At 43.1% G+C, this 17,521-nt stretch carries 16 protein-coding genes and 1 other annotated feature; of the genes, 1 reads left to right on the plus strand and 15 read right to left on the minus strand.

Annotated elements, in window-relative coordinates:
• The 10 genes from hemW to O3621_RS05380 form a co-directional block, all read right to left on the minus strand.
• The gene (gene hemW / locus O3621_RS05335) at positions 1-1,131 is read right to left on the minus strand and encodes a radical SAM family heme chaperone HemW (RefSeq protein ID WP_268683033.1); all 1,131 of its coding nucleotides are present in this window, start codon (positions 1,129-1,131) and stop codon (positions 1-3) included.
• Positions 1,132-1,269: 138 nt separating this feature from the next.
• The gene (proC, locus tag O3621_RS05340) at positions 1,270-2,073 is read right to left on the minus strand and encodes a pyrroline-5-carboxylate reductase (protein ID WP_371513860.1); all 804 of its coding nucleotides are present in this window, start codon (positions 2,071-2,073) and stop codon (positions 1,270-1,272) included.
• 2 nt (positions 2,074-2,075) lie between these two features.
• The gene (locus O3621_RS05345) at positions 2,076-3,338 is read right to left on the minus strand and encodes a glutamate-5-semialdehyde dehydrogenase (RefSeq protein WP_371513861.1); all 1,263 of its coding nucleotides are present in this window, start codon (positions 3,336-3,338) and stop codon (positions 2,076-2,078) included.
• A gap of 21 nt (positions 3,339-3,359) precedes the next feature.
• Positions 3,360-4,469, minus strand: coding sequence for a glutamate 5-kinase (proB, locus tag O3621_RS05350; RefSeq protein ID WP_371513862.1), 1,110 nt, complete (start codon positions 4,467-4,469; stop codon positions 3,360-3,362).
• A gap of 114 nt (positions 4,470-4,583) precedes the next feature.
• Complete coding sequence (locus O3621_RS05355) at positions 4,584-5,480, minus strand: RluA family pseudouridine synthase (protein WP_314449631.1); 897 nt, start codon at positions 5,478-5,480, stop codon at positions 4,584-4,586.
• Complete coding sequence (gene lspA / locus O3621_RS05360) at positions 5,464-5,931, minus strand: signal peptidase II (protein ID WP_314449632.1); 468 nt, start codon at positions 5,929-5,931, stop codon at positions 5,464-5,466. Before lspA ends, O3621_RS05355 begins: the two co-directional genes overlap by 17 nt.
• Positions 5,932-5,934: 3 nt before the next feature.
• Positions 5,935-6,837 (minus strand): LysR family transcriptional regulator, encoded by a 903-nt coding sequence (locus tag O3621_RS05365; protein ID WP_009660400.1) that lies wholly within the window; start codon positions 6,835-6,837, stop codon positions 5,935-5,937.
• A gap of 119 nt (positions 6,838-6,956) precedes the next feature.
• Positions 6,957-7,814, minus strand: a complete 858-nt coding sequence (locus tag O3621_RS05370; RefSeq protein ID WP_061591841.1) for a GNAT family N-acetyltransferase — start codon at positions 7,812-7,814, stop codon at positions 6,957-6,959.
• A gap of 112 nt (positions 7,815-7,926) precedes the next feature.
• Positions 7,927-9,888, minus strand: coding sequence for a peptide ABC transporter substrate-binding protein (locus tag O3621_RS05375; protein WP_002909848.1), 1,962 nt, complete (start codon positions 9,886-9,888; stop codon positions 7,927-7,929).
• A gap of 284 nt (positions 9,889-10,172) precedes the next feature.
• On the minus strand, positions 10,173-12,950 hold the full coding sequence (locus O3621_RS05380; protein WP_314449633.1) for a glycoside hydrolase family 3 N-terminal domain-containing protein: 2,778 nt from the start codon (positions 12,948-12,950) through the stop codon (positions 10,173-10,175).
• Positions 12,951-13,186: 236 nt separating this feature from the next.
• Here O3621_RS05380 and O3621_RS05385 point away from each other — a divergent pair, with 236 nt between their 5' ends.
• Positions 13,187-13,927: a hypothetical protein gene (locus O3621_RS05385; RefSeq protein ID WP_314449634.1), complete on the plus strand. Its 741-nt coding sequence runs from the start codon at positions 13,187-13,189 to the stop codon at positions 13,925-13,927.
• Positions 13,928-14,024: 97 nt separating this feature from the next.
• On the opposite strand, the gene O3621_RS05390 is transcribed toward O3621_RS05385, so the two are convergent.
• The 5 genes from O3621_RS05390 to O3621_RS05410 form a co-directional block, all read right to left on the minus strand.
• Complete coding sequence (locus O3621_RS05390) at positions 14,025-15,377, minus strand: vWA domain-containing protein (RefSeq protein ID WP_048773290.1); 1,353 nt, start codon at positions 15,375-15,377, stop codon at positions 14,025-14,027.
• Positions 15,378-15,627: 250 nt separating this feature from the next.
• A complete protein-coding gene (rpmA, locus tag O3621_RS05395; protein ID WP_002895619.1) occupies positions 15,628-15,921 on the minus strand; it encodes a 50S ribosomal protein L27 in 294 nt (97 codons plus the stop codon).
• Positions 15,922-15,937: 16 nt separating this feature from the next.
• Positions 15,938-16,282 carry a ribosomal-processing cysteine protease Prp gene (locus tag O3621_RS05400; protein ID WP_002900460.1) on the minus strand — a complete coding sequence of 115 codons (345 nt, stop codon included), beginning with the start codon at positions 16,280-16,282 and terminating at the stop codon, positions 15,938-15,940.
• A gap of 15 nt (positions 16,283-16,297) precedes the next feature.
• Entirely contained in the window at positions 16,298-16,612 is a 315-nt protein-coding gene (rplU, locus tag O3621_RS05405) for a 50S ribosomal protein L21 (RefSeq protein ID WP_002904398.1), read from the minus strand.
• A 33-nt stretch (positions 16,613-16,645) separates the two neighbouring features.
• Positions 16,646-16,733, minus strand: a sequence feature (ribosomal protein L21 leader region).
• 102 nt (positions 16,734-16,835) lie between these two features.
• On the minus strand, positions 16,836-17,426 hold the full coding sequence (locus tag O3621_RS05410; RefSeq protein WP_260468721.1) for a hypothetical protein: 591 nt from the start codon (positions 17,424-17,426) through the stop codon (positions 16,836-16,838).
• Positions 17,427-17,521 lie beyond the last annotated feature (95 nt).

Here is a 17,521-nt window from a genome sequence, read left to right on the forward strand (position 1 = left end):
TTACTCCAATATAAATTTCTCAGCAACCGTATCGCCCAAAAAGAGGCCTTGTTTGGTCATGCGTACCATGTCTCTGTCTGGCACTAGCAAACCCCGCTCAGTCAGATCAGCCACAACAGCTCCGTAGTGGTCCTCAAAGGAGACACCAAATTTTTCCTCAAAACGTTTTTTAGAAACACCTGCCCTCTTGCGTAGTCCTAGAAACATCTCTTCTTCCATCTTTTCTTTCAGCGTCAGCACTTCTTCCTGCACTCGGGCATTGCCCGCTTCCACCGCATGCAGATAATGACGAATTGGCCCGTGGTTTTTATAGCGGACACCATTGACATAGCCAGACGCTCCCGCTCCGATACCATAATATTCCGCATTGTCCCAGTACATGAGATTGTGGCGGCTCTCAAAGCCTGGCTTGGAAAAGTTGGAAATCTCATAATGCTCAAAGCCGGCCTTTTCCAACTCAGCTATAATGTATTCAAACATCTCCGCTTCCAAGTCTTCTTTAGGCAGAGGTAGCTTCCCTCGCCGCATCCGATTCATGAAGACCGTATGATTTTCCAAAATCAAGCTATACAAACTCATGTGGGGAATGTCCAGGGCAATGGCCTTGGCTACATTGGTTTTCACATCTTCCATGGTCTGCTTGGGCAGGGCATAAATCAGGTCAATCGAGATATTATCAAAACCCGCTTTTTTGAGATCGGCAATATTCTCATAGATATCCTTTTCCAAGTGACTGCGGCCAATCTGCCTGAGCATGCGGTCATTGAAGGTTTGAACGCCCAGCGAAACCCGATTGACAGGCGAGTCTTTAAGTACAGCAATCTTCTCCTGGTCCAAATCCCCGGGATTGGCTTCAATAGTCAGCTCTTCTAGATAAGACAAGTCCAGCTTGTCTGTCAGCTTTTCTAGCAAAAAAGCCAACTGATGCGCCGATAGAGCGGTCGGAGTTCCGCCACCGATATAGAGGGTACGGAGCTTTTTGATATCGTAAGAATTATACTCCTCAATCAAATGCTCCAGATAACTATCTACCGGCTGATTTTGGATAAAAACCTTGGAAAAATCGCAGTAATAACAAATCTGAGTACAAAAAGGAATGTGCACATAAGCAGAAGTCGGTTTGGTTTGCATAGTACTTATTATACCACAGTTTTAAAGAGAGGACTTATTTGATTATCAAACAAAGAAAAAAAGAGTGATCCTGTAAAGACAAAAATTGTCCTCGCAAGTCACACCCTTTCCTATAATCTAAAAAATTAAAGATTTAAATCACTTCTTCCCCAACTCCTGCGTCCTCTTGTAAGAAGCTTGGACAGCATCCAACACCGTTCCTCGAAAAGCATTTTCTTCCAGACTAGCTACCCCAGCGATGGTCGAACCAGCCGGACTACAGACTTGGTCTTTGAGTTGAGCCGGATGTTGCCCACTGACCTGACTTAGCTTGGCAGCACCTAAGAGAGTTTGATTGGCCAGTTCAAGCGAAATGTCGCGACTGAGTCCTGCCCGCACCCCAGCATCCGCCAAAGCCTCTATAAAGAGATAGACGAAAGCTGGTCCACAGCCAGCAAGAGCTGTCGCTGCATCCAACTGTTTTTCCTCTAATTTGACCAAAAGGCCAGCCGAAGACAGAAAATCACGCAACAAGTCTTCGTCCGTTTGATTCGCTTCTGGGGATAAAGCATAGGTAATAACCCCCTCGCCAACAGCTACCGGTGTATTAGGCATCATCCGAATCCAACGATGGTGGCTAGGTGTCAATTTTTCTAATATTTCCAAACTCAGACCAGCAGCCATTGAAACCAACAAAATAGACTCCCGTTTTTCTAGAATTTCCTGATACTCAGCCAGCAAGTCAGTAAATTGAGCTGGTTTGATACCCAGAAAAATCACCTCTGCCTGAGAAAAAACTTCTGCATTACTGACCGGTTGACCACCAAGTTCCACAGCAATCTTTTCAGCCTTGTCACGACTGCGATTAGCCAGAAGTAATTCGCTTCTAAATCTTTCATCTTGGGCAACTAGACGGGCAAGACTGCCGCCCATATTTCCCAGACCGATAAATCCAATTTTCATCTTTATTTCCTCACTTGACCAATACCCTGAATGACATACTTATAGCTGGTCAACTCTTTCAGTCCCATAGGACCTCTGGCATGCAGTTTTTGAGTAGAAATCCCCATTTCGCAGCCAAGACCAAATTGACCGCCATCTGTAAAGCGGGTTGAGGCATTGACATAAACTGCTGCGCTATCCACCTGCTCTGTAAAGTAAGCTGCCGCTGCATCGTTCTCCGTCACAATGGCATCTGAGTGATGGGTGCTGTGAGCCTCAATATGCTCCACCGCTTCTTCTAGCGAAGGCACCAGCTTGACCGCTAAGATATAGTCTAAAAATTCGGTTTCAAAATCTTCTTGTTTAGCTTGCAAGCCTGATATATACTGAGCTGCTTTCTCATCCAAACGTAATTCAACAGGGTTTTCTTGCGCAGCATCACGATCTGTCACCAGCATCTTCTGTAAACGCGGTAAAAATGCAGCTGCAATCTCTTCGTGAACCAGCAACACTTCCATGGCATTGCAGACAGAGGGGCGACTGGTCTTGGCATTCTCAATAATGGCCAAAGCCTTATCTTGATCAGCATCCTTATCTACATAGACATGAACAATTCCAGTACCTGTCTCAATAACCGGCACAGTCGCATTTTCCACGACCGCCTGAATCAGTCCCGCCCCTCCACGAGGAATGAGCAAATCCAGGTATCCCTTGGCCTTCATCATAGCCTGGGCGGAAGCCCGGCTGGTATCAGAAACCAACTGGATACAATCCGGCGAAATCTTCGTCTGAGCCAAACCTTCTTTCAAAGCTGTGACAATGGCTAGCGCTGTCTGATAGGCATCCTTACCGCTCCTGAGGACGACTGCACTACCACTCTTTAGAGCCAGAGCTGCAGCGTCAGAGGTGACATTAGGCCGACTTTCGTAGATAATCCCAATCACACCCATGGCCACCCGCTTCTTACTGATGACAAGGCCGTTCTCAAGCTCGGTTCTTTCCAAAACTTGCCCTACGGGATCCTCCAAGTCAATCAGCTGACGAATACCCTCTGCCATGGCAGCAATTCGTTCCTCATCCAGATAGAGGCGATCCAGCATCACATCTGAAATCTTACCTTTAGCTGCGGTCATATCCGATTCATTGGCTGCTAAAATGTCAGCACGAGAAAGCCAGAGCTGCTTTGCCATTTCTTCCAAAGCATGGTTTTTCTCAGCCGTTGTGGCCGTATTGATTGTCTTCTTGACTTTCTGAACCTTTTCAAAAATTGCTTGTGTTGAGGTCATAGCCTCTCCTTTCCTCGTCTTCTAAAATTCTGCAAATAAATCATTCAACTCTGGTGTCAGAGAAATCCAGTCATCTCGATGAATGACGACACCTTTAGGTTTATTGGAATTGAGGATATCTTTAAGAGCAGACTTGCCAAAACGCACGCGCCCTTTACCAAGAATAGCTCCGCTGCCTTCTTCATAAACGGTCACCGTATCCTGATAGGTAAAACTGCCTGACACCGAGACAAGACCCGAAACCAACAAACTTTTTCCCTTATTTCTGAGAGCGTTGGCTGCTCCTTGGTCTACATAGATTTCACCTTGACTTTTAGCATAGAAAGCCAGCCATTGCTTCTGCGTTTTTAGACCTTTTTCCTGGGCTAAAAAGAGGCTGCCATCCTTGGTTTCCTCAGCAGCTTCCAGCAGAGCATCAGTCTTGAGCGAGGAGCAGATATAGACCGGAACTCCGGACATGGTCGCCAGCGTTGCAGCCTTAATCTTTGTCAGCATGCCGCCAGTTCCGTTGCTCGTTCCTGCACCGTCTGCCATATCAATCAGCTCAGAGCTAATCTTCTCAATCTTTTCAAGACGCTGGGCATCTGGATTGGTAGAGGGATTGGCTGTGTACAGTCCATCTACATCTGTTAAGAGCACCAGGAGGTCCGCCTGAACCATAGCCGCTACTTGAGCACTCAGTGTATCATTATCCCCGACCTTGAGCTCCTCGATGGCCACCGAGTCATTTTCATTGATGATAGGAATAGCGCTGCGATTCAGTAAGACAGATAAGGCTTGATGGGCATTCTTGTAACGTCGCTTATCTGCAAAATCATCCTGGGTCAAAAGAATCTGAGCAGAAATGATTTGCTTCAAAAGAAGATTGGATGTATATTCCTCCAAAAGCAAACCCTGTCCAACAGCAGCTGATGCCTGTTTATCCGCCACCTTGGTCGGTCTCTTTTTAAAGCCTAGAGAAGAAAAACCTGCGGCAATAGCTCCTGATGAGACCAAGATCAACTCATGTCCCGCCTCATGGAGAAGTGCCAACTGCCGAGTGATTTCCTTTACCTTGGCGCGTGACAGACTTCCATCTGCGTTTGTCAATGACGAAGTCCCCACCTTAAATACGATTCGCTTTGCTTTCATTTCCTTTTCCTTCACTGCTAGATTGTCTTATTATACCACGATTTACAGAAAATAAAAACGACCGCGATTGAAGCGGTCAAAGGAAAATTTGTATTTTAATAATAAATGAACTTGCTATCTTTGTCGCAGCTTTTCCAAGGTTTCTTGGAAAATATCTGGTACTTCAGCTGTAAATTCCAGAACTTCACCAGTTCGAGGATGGGTGAAGCCCAGCGTTCGTGCGTGAAGAAACTGGCCGTGTCCTTTTAGGGTCTTGCGCGGTCCATAAACCTCATCTCCAGCCACAGGGTGTTCGATGTAGGCCATATGGACGCGAATCTGATGGGTTCGGCCTGTTTCCAGCTGAAGCTCAACCAAGCTATAGTCACCAAAACGTTCCAAGACTTGGAAACGCGTCAGAGCAGGCTTGCCTTTGGCTGTCACGGCCTGTTTCTTGCGGTCTTTTTCACTGCGCCCAATCGGTGCTTCAATCACTCCACGGTCATTAGGCAGATTTCCATGAACAATAGCCCAATACTTGCGTAGGGATTTCTTATCCTTGAGCTCATCAGTCAGAGCCACATGGGCTTGGTCATTCTTAGCAATCATCAGAAGTCCAGAAGTGTCCTTATCAATCCGATGGACAATCCCCGGCCGGAGGACACCGTTGATGCCAGACAGGTCTTGGATGTGATACATAAGGGCGTTGACTAGTGTGCCGCTAGTATGGCCTGCAGAAGGATGGACCACCATTCCCTGCGGTTTATTGACGACTGCCACGTCCTCATCTTGATAGACAATTTCTAGCGGAATATTCTCCGGCACATACTCAACCACTTCTGGCTCAGGCAGCTCATAAGAGATGACATCGCCTTCTTTGACAGCGTATTTAGCTTTTTTGGCTTGTCCATTGACCAAAATCCGGCCGTCCTTGATCTGCTCATTGGCCAAACTCCGAGATAGGTCTGTCAGCTCAGCAACCGCCTTGTCCAATCGCTGACCAGCTACTGAAGCCTCAATTCTTACTTTCATCTTTTTCTTCCTTCAAAATCATCAGCAGTAAAATAGCTACACCAAAGGTCAGATACATATCCGCCACATTAAAAATAGCAAAATTAATAAAATCTAACTGAAACATGTCCACGACAAAACCTTGGCGTATCCGGTCAATAAAGTTTCCTAAACCGCCAGCAATTACCAAGGTCAGCCCGGCCAGCATCCACTTTGAGGCGTGGAGGTGCTTGATGAGGTAGTAAACAGCTCCACCAATGACCAGAAATGTCACCAAAGTAAAGAGCCATTGCTGATTTTCCAGCATGGAGAAGGCTGCGCCGGTATTCTGAAGATAGGTCAGACTCACCAGATGCGGAATGAAACTCTTGACCTGCCCCTGCTTAAAACCGCTGACAATATATGACTTAACTAGCTGGTCCACAGCAATAAGAACCAAGACTGCAAAAGGAATAATAATTTTTCTTTTCATACTTTATTTTTTCTGTGCAAAATACTCTTTCATAACTGATACAAAGTCTTCTCCGACCTGAGTCAGCTCCACATCTTCACGCTTGACATAGACCATGTGGTTGTCCAAGTTGTCGCGAAGCTTGATGACAGTAATACCATTTACACTATTGCTGTCCAAAAAGCCAGATCCCGTCGCATAAGCATCAGTACGCTCTAAAATCCCATTCAAAGTCGCCCGGTCCGTCACATTAAACATCTGTGAGCTGGCACTGGTATCGACAAAATTCTCTGAATAATAGAGATACTCGTCCTTTTCCTGAGTGAAGCGAACAGTCGGCAAAGCAGCCAAATCTTCCATGACAAGCTCCTCCTTTTGTGTCAGAGGATGATCTTCCCGCAGGTAAATGTGGGTCTGAAAAGGAATCAGCTCAATTACTTCCAAGCCTAACTTTTCCACCCGCTGCATAATCCCTTTAGTATTCTGATTATTGAGGTAGATAATGCCGATTTCACTATGGCCTTGCGCTACTTCGTCCAGAATCTGCACAGTTGTTGACTCAAAAATCCGGAAGTTCTTATACTCAGGATAAGTCTGAGAAAATTGTGTAATCAAAGGCGGCAGAAAATCATAGTGCTGACTGGCAATTGAGAACTCATCTCGCTCCTCCTCGGGATTGGCATATTGATTTTGAAAGACATCAAAGCCCTTGACCAAGTCTTGAGCTTTCTCATAAAACTCCATTCCTCGGCGAGTCAGAAAAGTCCCGCTGCTGGTCCGACGAAAAATCTTGAAGCCCAGTTCTTTTTCCAGATCACGGACAGAGATAGACAGACTAGGCTGGCTGACATACATTTTTTCCGCGGCTTCTCGAAAGGTTCCACTGTTAGCAATGGCGACCACATAACGCAATTGTTGAATATTCATAACATTTTCCTTCTTTACATATCGTCTCATTATACCATAAACCAAGGCAGAACAAAAGAAACCAGCTGTAAGAAGCCGGTTTCTCCTTTTAAGTTAATGAGTAATCTGAGACAAATTTGCTATTTTTCTTTTAGATAGACAACCTCTGTCATCTCTTTGAAGCCTAGTTTTTTATAAAGTTTCAAAGCTCGGGTATTCTGCTTTTCTACGACAATCTGAAACTCCTGTCCATTGCGCTCGTTCAAATCCTGCATACTTGCAAGCAAGAGATAGCTTCCTAGCCCCTGCCCCTGAAAATCTTGATCAACCGCCAAGCCAAAGAAATAATTAGTGCCAAAATCCGTATCAACCGACACAGAAGCTACAACTCTACCATCTTTCTTCAAGATGTAAAGCAGACTGGAACCACTGCTAACGGCTTCTCTGGCGTATTTCAAGGCAACATCTAGCGGTGTCTCAAAGACTTGGGACTGAAAGGCTGCAATCTCTTCAGCCAAGTCCAAACTCCCCTGCAAAACCTCAATCCCTTCTCTTTCTTCTAGAGGAAAAGCTTGAGCAGGCTGTGCCAGCCAGATTTCCGCTTCATCCTCTTGGTAATCAAATCTCCTAGCAAAGTCAGGTTGATCGTTAAAAAAAGCCAGCTCCGCTACATACTCAATCTCGGTCAAATCATACTGATCAGCTACCTTGGCAAAATCAGCTAGGAGTTGATTAGCCACACCCTGACGGCGATACGATGGCAGAACATAAAGTGAGACCTCTGCTTGGCCAGGTTCATCCGCGTAGACTGATAAAAAGCCGATGGTTCGACTATCCATCTCAGCCAAGAAGAAGGCTGGCATTTCAGGAACTGCATTATAATTATTATCCAGATAGGGCAGCCGATAGCCTCCATCTACCTTATTACACTCTTGAACTAATTCAAATAATTCCTGCTTTTCTTTCTCAGGCAATGCACTATAAATTCTTATTTGCATCCGTCTCACTTCCTTCCAGTATTTCTTTCTATTTTACTACAAAAACCTTAGTCAAGCCATTCAAAAAGGGACTGGAAAAATCCAGCCCCAATGTCGCTAAGTTAATCATTTTTTATTTTTCAACGTGGTCAGCAAGTTCTTCCTGGGCTTTTTTATTTGCCGCAGTAGCTTCTTCTTTCCATTTTTTCTTAGCCGCTTCGTATTCTTTAGTCGTTACTACATCCTTCTGAAGCTGGGTCAGCTTGAAGTTGTAAGCTGAACCTTTGACACCAACTGGTGAGTAGGCCTTTGTAAATGGCACTGATTTAGTAACAGACGGTGTTGCTCCTTGTGAAACAGTCGGGATAATCAAGCCGCTATCTAGCAACCAAGCTTCCGCTTCTGCATACTTTTCGTAACGCAGCTGCACATCGTTGGTTTCAGCATTGGCTTCTTCCAGCATCTTAGTATATGTATCCAAGCCCAGCTCTTTAATCTTATCATTATCCTGACCTGGCTCAAAACCAAAGTTTTGCAAGCTTCCGCCGTTCTTGATATTGAGAGTATCAAGGTAGGTAGATGGGTCTTGGTAGTCACCAGTCCAGCCACCAGTAGACATATCATAGTCTTTCTGAGCAGCAGAGTTAGCAAAATAGGTGATATTATTAAGATCGTCTGTGCTCATCTTTTGCAGGTCAATGACGACATTTTCTGCTCCAAGAGCCGATTCGATAGACTGCTTGGTTGAGCTAGCCCATTGAACGCCAATCGTGCTAGACTGATCCACAGGCATATCTAAGTGAATTGGGAATTCAACTCCCTTAGCCTGCAAGGCTTGCTTCGCTTCTGCAAATTTCGCCTTAGCCTTTTCAGGATTGTAGTAAGGATCTTGAGCGTCAGAGAGGTCAATTCCTTGCCATTGGCTACCATAGTTAACTAATTTTTCCCCAACAACAGTTCCAAAATCCTTGTCGCCAATTTGGACAAAGCTAGGTGGTACCAAGGTATTTCTCAAGACCTTAGTCGCTCCGTCTTCACCATTTCCTTGCGCACCATAAGATGTACGGTCAAAGGCAAAGTTGATAGCCTGACGGAAGTCTTTGTTCATGATCGCTTCGTTGGTCGCAGATTTTTGAGCGTCTGTTGTTTTAGAAGTATGATTGTAAGACTGACGGTTGTAGTTGAAATTATAGTAATAAGAAGTAGAATCCTGCGGGCTGTATACGATATTGTCCGCGTATTTCTTCTTGACTGAAGCAAAGCCTGAGCTATTCGGATAGAGACGAGCTGTGCTGTAAACGCCATCGCTGAAGTTACGAATCAGCGCTTCCTGATCATTTCCATCGTAATAAGTCAACTTGATGCTATCCAGAGTCACATTGTCTTTGTCATAGTAGTTTTGGTTCTTGACAAATTCCATCACAGACTTGGAAGTCAGCGACTTGAGCAAGTAAGGACCATTATAGAGGATGCTAGATGGCTTGACAGAGCCAAAATTGCTTCCTTCTGCTTTCAGAAACTCTTCATTGACTGGGAAAAGAATCGTGCTGGTCGTTTTAGAGTTCCAGTATGGCTCAGGGCGGGCCAGAGTGTATTGGAGTGTATGGTCATCAATAGCCTTGACACCAACATTGTCAAAATTCTTATCTTCACCCTTGATATAAGCATCCAAGCCCTTCACAGAGTCCTGAACTAGATAAATAGCTTCAGAATTTTCATCAGCTGCATACTTCAAGCCAGTCACAAAGTCCTGAGCTTTTACTTCTGCATATTCTTCACCATCGGATGTGTACCATTTAGCATCATCACGCAGCTTATAAGTATAGGTCAGACCGTCCTTAGAAACCGTCCATGACTTGGCGATAGAGGGAACCAGATTTCCGTACTCGTCATTTTCAAAAAGTCCATCAACCAGGTTGGAAATGACATCATTTGTCGTTGCACGGTTTGTAGCAAGATAGTTCAAGCTGTCAGGGTCTGAACTATAAACGTAAGTATAATTATTTGTGCTAGATGAAGATTGGCTACAAGCCGTCAGCAATAGCCCGGCACTCAGTGCAACTCCAGTCGCAATCAGCCATTTAGATGCTTTCATGGATAGAACCTCCTTTGATGTTATATTTTATAACATGAACTATTATACCAAAAAACGTATAAAAAGTAAATAGTAAACCGATGACAGTTGAGTAAAATATCTAAGGGTGGATTCTTTTAGCAAGCTCACAAGGCTTTTTGTTACTGCATTTCTGCAAATTTCTAAATAAAAAAGGAAGAATCCGCTTTTACTGCAAAGTTGCTGTGGAATCTTCCTTTTTGTTATTTTATCAAGAATAAGTAAAGCTACGAAAGTATTACTGCTGTATTCTCATTTTTTATTTCTTATAGTCTTCGGTATGATAAGCCATACAGATAGACAATTCCAAACAAGAACAAGGCACCCAGCAAGGTTAAGAACAAGCTGCTGCTATCTCCTGTTTTAGGAAGCTGACTTAGCTGCCGACGAGAACTTACAGGTTCAACAGAACGCAAACTCAACTGCGGAGGATTTTGTTGACCTGGAATCATGCTCTGCCTAGCTGCAGTAATCTGAACAAGCTCCTTGTAATAACCCTCTCCCATGTTGAATTCTCTGTCTTGACTGTCAATCAAGGTTAGGGAAAGCACTGGACTGAACTGACCTTCCACTAAGCCTTTCAAGCTGAGCTCAACCGGATTGGTATCGTCGGCTTTTTTAGAAATCAGAACAGTATCACCAGAGATGGTATAATCTGGACTAGGGAGAATGCTGAAGTGCTGAGTATCCATCTTAAGAGCAAGACGGTAGCCATTTTTCTCTAGGCCGTTTAGTCCACTCAGGGTAACCGTAGCTGTAAAAGGCTGATCTAGCTGGGCAGATGCAGGGACATTCACTTTGATATCCTTAACTGGATCGGTATAAAAGAGACCATGCCCGATAGGATAGGCCACCTCTGTCTCTGACATGATACCATCCTTGATACTCGGCACATTTACCGGTAACTTCCCAACATGATTTTGACCATTGAAAATGACTTCCACACCAGCCGGGATATTAGGTCCGAAGGCATTGTCAGGCTTCAGAGACTCAGTCGGATCCATGCCCTTGTTTCCATAAACTGCTACAATAGCCTTAGCATTAGGATAATTTGCTACATCATAAGGTTTGGAAATGCTCATGACAGCCGCCTGTTTTCCAGTTGCATTTGCATAGTCCACGACTTCTGTCGGAACTCTTGTCAGCCAGAAATCGCTGGCCAGTTGAGATTGCCGTCCAATCTCAGAAATCAAAATAAGATGAGTAGCCTGGTCAATTTTTCCTTTCAAATCTTCTAGCTTGGTCGTCTTACTGTAGTTCAACGCATCATATGTAACTCCAGCTGGAATCACTCCATCTGCTATCAGACGCTTGACGCCCAGCTCTAGTCCAGGAACTTCATCGTCGTAAGCTGCTAACAGCAAAATCCTGTCGCCAGATTTGACCTTAAAGGGCAGAACAGTATCTTCGTTTTTAACTACCGTCACTGCACTAGCAGCGATTTTTCTCTCGGTATCTCTGTTTAACTCTGATCCAACAATTGCTTCAGCCTTAGACTGAGTTCGCTCAGATGGATTAAAGTCTAAAATACCCCGTTTTTCTTTTAGGTTCAAGATGCGGGTCACAGACTCATTCAATCTGCTGACTGGAATATCGCCTCTCTGAACTGCCTGTTCAATATCGTTGATAATCTTATCGATTTTAGCTAAATCACTCTTGCTGCGTAAGACGGTTGGCATCAGCACCACATCTACACCTGATTTGATAGCCATGATAGCCGCTTCAGATTCTCCGAAGTTTTTGGCAATTGCATCCATGCCCATAGCATCAGATACCACCACTCCCTTGTAGCCAAACTTTTTGCGAACAATGCCGGTAATAATGTCATCAGACAAGGTAGCAGGGATATAGATGGTTTCCCCAGTTTGTTTAGATATAACCGTGTCTTTTTCAATCTGAGGATACTGAATATGGGCAGTCATCAGCATATCAGCGTTTTTGTCAATGGCAGCTTTGAAAGGCAGCAACTCCAGTGCCTCTAACTCCGAATAGGACTTATCTACCAGAGGCAGACCAGTGTGAGAATCCACCGCCGTATCGCCATGCCCAGGGAAATGCTTAGCCGCTACTGCGACATTGTATTTCTGAATCCCCTCCATCATAGCCGTTCCCAAACGGGCAACCACCTTAGGATCTGAAGAGAAGGAACGCAAACCAATAACTGGATTCTGCGGATTGTTATTTGTGTCAAAAACTGGGGCAAAGTTGACATTCAAACCTAGAGCCGACAGCTCCCGTCCGATAATTTGACCTGCTTGATTGGCTAACTCTGGATCTCGCGTCGCGCCAACTGCCATATTGCCTGGAAGAGCAGTCCCGCTGCCCAAACGATAGACAATACCACCTTCTTGGTCAATAGCGAGCAAGAGCGGCAACTTGCCATTATTAGCTTGGTTACTGATAGCTGCTTGCTGCAGGGCCTGCGTCAAGGCTAAGGTTTGAGCAGTTCCTTTCACATTCTCAGCAAAAAGAATAACTCCGCCAAAGTCGTATTTATCAACCGCTTCTGCAACCTCTTTATTAAGCTCCGTCATATCGGACTGGGCAGCTTGGCCCTCTTGCTGCCATTTTCTGAAGTCTGGCATCAGCATCTGGGTAATTTTCTGATGAAGCGTCATATCTGCCACAAGCTCCTGTACTCTCTTAGAAGCTGGTGGCGCATCAGTCGCCGCTTGACCTTGCGCCTGATTGGCATCTGAGGAAACTTCTGCAGACTGAGCGGTCGCTGGTTTGGCAGAATCTTCTACCAAATTACCAGTATTGGCTTCTTGGGTTGAAGCAGCCGTTTCAGTAGTTGCAACTTCCGAAGCATCAGAGACTGGCAAGGCTTTTGCGGCAATTTGACTATCCTGACTTGTCGTGCCACTAGCCCCTGCAACACTATCAGAAGAGTCCGTTACAACTGCTGCACTTGCTTGTTCAGACTGGTTAGCAGATTCTGGCGGCTGATTAACCGAATCTGCTTTTATGGCTCCCAATGGCCAAAAAACTAGTAATGATAAGGCAAGCGCCAATAGCAATTTATACCTTTTCATCATAGGCATTCTCCTTTCATCCCTATAATAATAGCACAAAAAACGATGTTTGTAAACGTTTACATATTATCTAATGATTGTTTGTTTTTATCACCAATTAGTAATACAATCTCTATAAAAATGAAATAGTATTACAATATTATAGAAATGTTACAGAGGTATAATTTTATAGAAATAACATAACCTAACTGTTAAAAACAAGATTCTTTTATCTTGTGCTAACAGTTGCATAGAAAGGATTTGCTATGAGACAAGAAAAGAACACCAAAGCAATGTTCAACAGCCGCTACTGGCTGGGGCTTTCCCTCGCTTCTGCTGCAACTTTGGCCGCTGCTTTGATTTCCACCGGAACAGTTCGAGCGGAGAACAAGTCAATCCCTGACTGGGCTTCTAGACGTGAAGTTGGTATTTACGATCCTAGTGTACCAGACATTGAGGACGACCCTACTATCTTTGATGATCCAGGACCTATCAAGGTTCCGGAAGCACCTAAGAATGATTATCCTAGCGTTATTGATGAAGAAACTGGTGAAAGGATTAGAAATAGAATCGTTCTTTACAAGGGTAAATACTATGCACTTGATCCTATTAGATCTATATACGAAGTTCGGGATGATCCAGGAGAACAAATTCCGACGAATCTAAAAAACTCCTTCTATACTAGCCCAACAGGTAAAGTCTATTATTTTGACGAAAAAGGACGAAGGGTCATCAATCTTTACAGTGTAGACGGCAAGCAATACTTCTTTGATTCTTACGGAGAAATGGTCAAAAACAGATTTGTTAGTTACTCTGAATATACTTATTACTTTGGAGAAGATGGGACACCTTATAAAAACGGACTTTATAAGATTGGCAAGTACTATTATTACTTTACCGAGTATGGCGATCTTTTGAGGCAAGGTTCTTTCGACTACAAAGGAAAGACCTATTATACTAATTGGCATGGCGTTGTCAATATAAAAGACGAAGAAGTTACACCATAACGAAAAATACCAGAAATGAGGACGTATGTCTTCGTTTCTGGTATTTATTTTATTCAAAATCACTCAAATAGAAAATTCATTTTTTATAAGCAGATGGTTATTGTTCTTTTGATTTTCTTACACTAATACCTAGTCCCAATCCAGCCAGAAGCAAACCAAGCCCCACAACACTATAGACTGCCTTTTCGCTACTTCCTGTTTTAGGAAGAGTCTGTTCAGATTTGGCCAAAAGTGTTGGTGCCTGAACATGGTAGACGGTAGATATAGGCATTGTAGTACGACGCTCAAGATAGAATTGATAACTATCTTTTATGATTTTATAGTAACGAGCTTCATTGACACTTTCAACAATCCATGAAGTGGTTCCTTTTGTTAGAGCATCAGCTAGGTTATTTTCGATATCAAGCACTCTGCCTTCTGTTGCAAAATTTTTGTAAATTCCCTCAATCGCTTTTACCGTTGCTACGGTTCTTTCTATACCAGCAGCTTTCAAAGCCGCAAGTGTATCAGCAACCGTTGGAATTGAAGGGTCTTCTTTCATTTCAGCATCTGTTAATAAAACGACGAATTTCTTATTTTTAGATGACTTAGACCAATCATAGGTCGAAATAATCTGGTTCAGGGCAGGAGTTGGTGTTTCTGGAGTATCTCCTCCACTCGCTATACGAATCGCAGCTAACGCTTTTTCGAGCTCAGCCGGATCAGTTGTAAAATAAGATGACCCAAACCGTGTTAGAACCGTATCTTCATCTTTGCTGCCAGAATTACGGCCGTAGACTTCATCGCTAAATGTTGCCAGACCAAAACGTGCTGTAATCCCCTCTTTAGTAATATTTCGCACAAATTCATTAATATTTGCACGAACAATATCAATTGTGCCACCCATGGATCCTGAACGGTCGACAACAAAGACAATATCAGCTGAACCTGCTTTTGTCACAGTTGGTGGCGTTGAGGTGTAGGTGATGGTTGTAGTCTTATCTACTCGCTCATACTGCGTATAGGGATTCCCATTTTCATCTGTGCCAGATAAAGTATTTTCAGTACGTCTAGTTATTGGCTCTGGCGCCTTATCAACCTTTGCCGGAGCCACTTCTGTCTTTGTAACATCAACGGTTGCCGTTTCTACATGGACTGTTTGATTGCCTTCTTGACTTTCTTTGACATCAACAGGCGATACATTTTTTGAGACATCGATCAAATCTCCTGGTTTCGCTGTAGATTCTTCAACAACAGGTTTCGTCGTATCAGCAGCAATTTCAGCACCAGCAGCTTCAATCGGAGAGCTTACTGCTTCAGTTTTTGCTATTCCACTTGAAGGTGGTGTGCTAATCTGATCTGCAAAAACATGCGAAGCTTGTGAAAAGGCAAATAGAAGAGTTGCTGATACTAATCCAACTTTCAATTTGTACAATGAAAAGCCTGGAAGTTTAAATGATTCTTTTTCCATAATTTCTCCTTATCTTTTTAGATTTAGAAACATGATTGCATCTATTTTATATAGAATAACATAAAAAAATAGGAACTGCAAGCGATTTCATATATTTATTAGTCTAAAAATTAAAATTTTAGAATATTATCAGAGTTTGTATGCTAAAATTGATGAGCATCATCATGAATCATTAAACAAATGCTTTATCATGCTGTCTCTAATAAGAAATCCCCATGCTCAATATCCGAGCATGGGGATTTCTTATTAATTATTTAGCGATTGGGTAAACAGAAACTTGTTTCTTATCGCGTCCTTTGCGTTCAAAGCGTACTACGCCTTCAACCTTTGCAAACAAAGTATCGTCTCCACCGCGTCCAACGTTGACACCTGCATGGATGTGAGTGCCGCGTTGACGGTAAAGAATAGAACCACCAGTTACGGTTTGACCGTCAGCTGCTTTAGCTCCCAGACGTTTCGCTTGTGAATCACGTCCGTTAGATGTGGAACCTCCACCTTTTTTGTGGGCGAATAATTGCAAGTTAGCAAGATTCATTTTTAACATAATGTTTTCCTCCGTGTTAGTTTTCTGTGATAACTCTGGTTTGGACGAACTCAGATGAGTCCTCCGATAAGTTTGCCATTCCTAGGAAAAATGATTCAAAGAAAAGCTGAGTCATTTCTCTTTGGTGTGACGGTATATCCTGAGGAATTTCAACCTTCAGATAACCGCCTTCTATTTCGTTTAATTCTAAGTTTGGTTCGTAGCCTGCGAATTTCTCAACTGAATTGACAAAATTAATGGCGAGCGTCGAAACGGACGCACACACGACATCAAAGCCGTATTCACCACTCGCGGCGTGACCTGTGATTTCTGCACGCCTCAGTTCGCCATCTTCGGCTCTTTCAAAGACTGCTTGTATCATTTAATCTCCTTAAAATTAAGCGTTGATAGCGTTGATGACAACTTTTGTATATGGTTGACGGTGACCTTGTTTACGATGGCTGCCTTTTTTAGGTTTGTACTTGTAAGTAACAACCTTCTTTTGCTTGCCTTGTTTTTCAACAGTTCCGACAACAGAAGCTCCAGCAACAAGCGGAGTTCCTACAACAGTGTTTTCACCACCAACAAGAACAACTTCGTCAAAAGTAACGTCTTGACCAGCTTCAGCGTTCAACTTTTCAACGTAGATTGCTTGACCAACTTCAACTTTAACTTGTTTTCCGCCAGTTTTAATGATTGCGTATGTGCTCATTATGCACCTCCTATGATTTTTAGGGTTTCCCCGAATTTTGTGAAGACTCGCCTAGCATCGTGGGACGAACCACTTCTATCTCACTGAATGAGCAACGATGTTCGTGCGGTTGCACAGGAATGTGCATAGTCAACTCTATAAGTATAGCACTTCTGCAGCTCTTTAGCAAGCTTTTTCATCTCATGAAAACGGATTTTCAAGGATTATCTTTAGATTTTGTTCACTAATGTACAAAGACTATTTCACCCTTACTATTTACATGAACGGAAATATTTGTTGGCGTTTCAAGATTTTCTTTTAAAAATTCTGCCTCATACTGTGTGGCATCGGAAATGTTCACTTTACGAGTCCCTTCTTTTGTTTCAACTATGAAGATAAGATTACTAAATATCTTTCTTCCATATTTACCAGTCGTAGTATGTATATCTATATCGATTAAGCGAACAATATCAGGGTGCACGTTTTGTTCTTTGAAATATTCATAAACATGTAGAGCTTCTATAGGTCTATGAACTTCATAAAAAACAAGAACAAGAATCATAATTGGTAAACCAAAACCAAGAACTAATACAGATTTAACTGGGTTCTTTTGATATTCTTTGCTAATAAGAGCTTTCCAAGAACCTGCTTTTAATTTAGCAATATTTAAACCATAAAAAACAAGAAAAGTAATCAATACGGCTAACAAAGAATGTGAGAAGACACCTAACAAATATGATTCCCCTGGCACCTCTCTTAACAAAGCATTGTCATAGCCATCTTTCCAAGAAAATGATTGAAGCAAGCCTCTCGAAAAATAATCCCAATATCCCATCTCAAACTCCATCTAGTATTAATTCTGTTACAAATCAGATAAATAGTATTTTCTATTGTTATCCGCTAACTGCTTTATTAAATAATTATTAGTTC

It is taken from the genome of Streptococcus sp. 20925_1_22 (assembly GCF_041431685.1).
Lineage (GTDB): Bacteria > Bacillota > Bacilli > Lactobacillales > Streptococcaceae > Streptococcus.

Coding starts and splice junctions, on each gene's coding strand:
- hemW (WP_268683033.1), bottom strand. CDS start 1,131: ATGCAAACCAAACCGACTTCTGCTTATGTGCACATTCCTTTTTGTACT.
- proC (WP_371513860.1), bottom strand. CDS start 2,073: ATGAAAATTGGATTTATCGGTCTGGGAAATATGGGCGGCAGTCTTGCC.
- O3621_RS05345 (WP_371513861.1), bottom strand. CDS start 3,338: ATGACCTCAACACAAGCAATTTTTGAAAAGGTTCAGAAAGTCAAGAAG.
- proB (WP_371513862.1), bottom strand. CDS start 4,469: ATGAAAGCAAAGCGAATCGTATTTAAGGTGGGGACTTCGTCATTGACA.
- O3621_RS05355 (WP_314449631.1), bottom strand. CDS start 5,480: ATGAAAGTAAGAATTGAGGCTTCAGTAGCTGGTCAGCGATTGGACAAG.
- lspA (WP_314449632.1), bottom strand. CDS start 5,931: ATGAAAAGAAAAATTATTATTCCTTTTGCAGTCTTGGTTCTTATTGCT.
- O3621_RS05365 (WP_009660400.1), bottom strand. CDS start 6,837: ATGAATATTCAACAATTGCGTTATGTGGTCGCCATTGCTAACAGTGGA.
- O3621_RS05370 (WP_061591841.1), bottom strand. CDS start 7,814: ATGCAAATAAGAATTTATAGTGCATTGCCTGAGAAAGAAAAGCAGGAA.
- O3621_RS05375 (WP_002909848.1), bottom strand. CDS start 9,888: ATGAAAGCATCTAAATGGCTGATTGCGACTGGAGTTGCACTGAGTGCC.
- O3621_RS05380 (WP_314449633.1), bottom strand. CDS start 12,950: ATGCCTATGATGAAAAGGTATAAATTGCTATTGGCGCTTGCCTTATCA.
- O3621_RS05385 (WP_314449634.1), top strand. CDS start 13,187: ATGAGACAAGAAAAGAACACCAAAGCAATGTTCAACAGCCGCTACTGG.
- O3621_RS05390 (WP_048773290.1), bottom strand. CDS start 15,377: ATGGAAAAAGAATCATTTAAACTTCCAGGCTTTTCATTGTACAAATTG.
- rpmA (WP_002895619.1), bottom strand. CDS start 15,921: ATGTTAAAAATGAATCTTGCTAACTTGCAATTATTCGCCCACAAAAAA.
- O3621_RS05400 (WP_002900460.1), bottom strand. CDS start 16,282: ATGATACAAGCAGTCTTTGAAAGAGCCGAAGATGGCGAACTGAGGCGT.
- rplU (WP_002904398.1), bottom strand. CDS start 16,612: ATGAGCACATACGCAATCATTAAAACTGGCGGAAAACAAGTTAAAGTT.
- O3621_RS05410 (WP_260468721.1), bottom strand. CDS start 17,426: ATGGGATATTGGGATTATTTTTCGAGAGGCTTGCTTCAATCATTTTCT.